The organism is Mitsuaria sp. TWR114 (assembly GCF_007997345.1).
This window is the reverse complement of record NZ_VOSR01000737.1, coordinates 1-1440: the sequence shown is the minus strand read 5'-3', so window position 1 is coordinate 1440 and position 1440 is coordinate 1. Positions and strand designations below refer to the sequence as shown.

Below are 1440 nucleotides of genomic sequence, written 5' to 3'. Positions count from 1 at the left end.
GCCCACGCCCAGCGCGATCACCGTGGCCGCGCCCAGAGACAGGCCGACGGCGGGTTCGAACATCGCCTCCCAGCGCTGCGCCTGGTAGGCGGCCGCGCCGGCGTCGCGCGCGAGCTCGCCGAACTGCGCGCGGCTGCGCCGCACGAGGCCTAGCGCCCGCACGGTGCGCACGCCGGCGAGGCTGTCCTGCACCTGCTGGTTCAGCGCGGAGAAGCGCGTCAGCGAATCGGACCAGGCGACGTGGACCTGCGTTGAGATGCGCCAGAACGCATAGGCCATCAAGGGGAAGGGCACCAGCGCGGCGAGGCCCAGGCGCCAGTCGACGCCGATCGTCATCATCCCGAGCACCAGGATCAGCGTCAGCGAGCCGTCGAAGGCGGCGAGCAGCGCCTCGCCGGCGGCCATCTCGATGGCGTCGACGTCGTTGGTGGCGAGCGCCATCAGATCGCCGGTGCGCTGGGCGTGGAAGAAGGCCGGACCCTGGCGCGTCAGCTGGGCGTAGAGGCGGGTGCGCAGCTGCCGGCCGAGTTCATAGGCGGTGCGGAACAGCGCCAGGCGCCAGCCCACGCGCAGCAGGTAGATCGCCAGGCCGGCGAGCACCAGCAGGCTCAACTGGGCGATCAGGTCCCAGCCGGCGAGGCGGTGCGCGACGAGCGCGTCCACGACATGGCCCACCTGACGCGGGATCCAGACCGTCAGGACGGCGATGGTGCTGAGCATCAGCGCGCTGGCGGCATAGGGCCGCCAATGGCCGCGGATGTGGCCGGCGATCAGGCGTGTGAGCGACATGGCGGCGCATTGTGCCCGCCGGACTTTTCACGTCGAAAGGTCAGGGCGATGAGGCCGCGCGGGCAATCATGCCCATGCGGGCATGGACCAGGTCGGCGAGCACGCGAAGACGTCTCTCGTCGAAGTTGCCGCTGAGCGCGTAGGCCAGCTTGCCGTCGATCCAGTACAGGCTGCGCGTCGTGCTGCCGCCCTCGGTGCGTTGCGTCAGGCGGAAGGCGACTGGGGCTTCCGGTGATGCCGCGCCGGTGCTGACGTACAGCGTGAAGCGCTCGCCGGCGTCGTTCTCGTACATGAACTGCGCGCGGGCCAGCGCGCGCCGACGGAGGGGTCGTCGCTCGCGGGCAGCAGGCGGCCGCCGACCAGCTTCCAGCCGTAATCGCGCAGCACCGGGGTGTACAACTGCGCGCCCAGGCGCTTGCTCAGCCATTGGACGAGGTGGTCCGCCTGGTCGGCACCGACCTCGACGGGGTGGCGCTTTTCCGGCTGGTAGACGGCGTGGGCGATGGCGGCGTCGCGGACGTATTCGGGGACGGTTGGATCGCGGCCCGCCGCGCGCGCGGCGGCTTGGGCGGCGGCCAGCGCGGCGGCCTGCTGCTTGCCCTGCCACCAGCCGTGACCGCCCCAGCCGCCCGCGGCACCGGCGCCCAGGCC

The 1440-nt window shown here is 72.2% G+C and carries 2 protein-coding genes and 1 pseudogene; all 3 read right to left on the bottom strand.

Going from position 1 to position 1440, the window contains the following annotated elements:
- Nucleotides 1-789: ABC transporter transmembrane domain-containing protein (locus FUT87_RS23380; RefSeq protein ID WP_255511989.1), on the bottom strand; the 789-nt coding region annotated here is incomplete at its 3' end.
- Between the two features lie 40 nt (nt 790-829).
- A complete protein-coding gene (locus FUT87_RS23375) occupies nt 830-1081 on the bottom strand; it encodes a hypothetical protein (protein WP_147242557.1) in 252 nt (83 codons plus the stop codon).
- A pseudogene (locus FUT87_RS29270) lies at nt 994-1440 on the bottom strand (hypothetical protein); the annotation flags it as partial. The pseudogene FUT87_RS29270 and the gene FUT87_RS23375, both read right to left, overlap by 88 nt.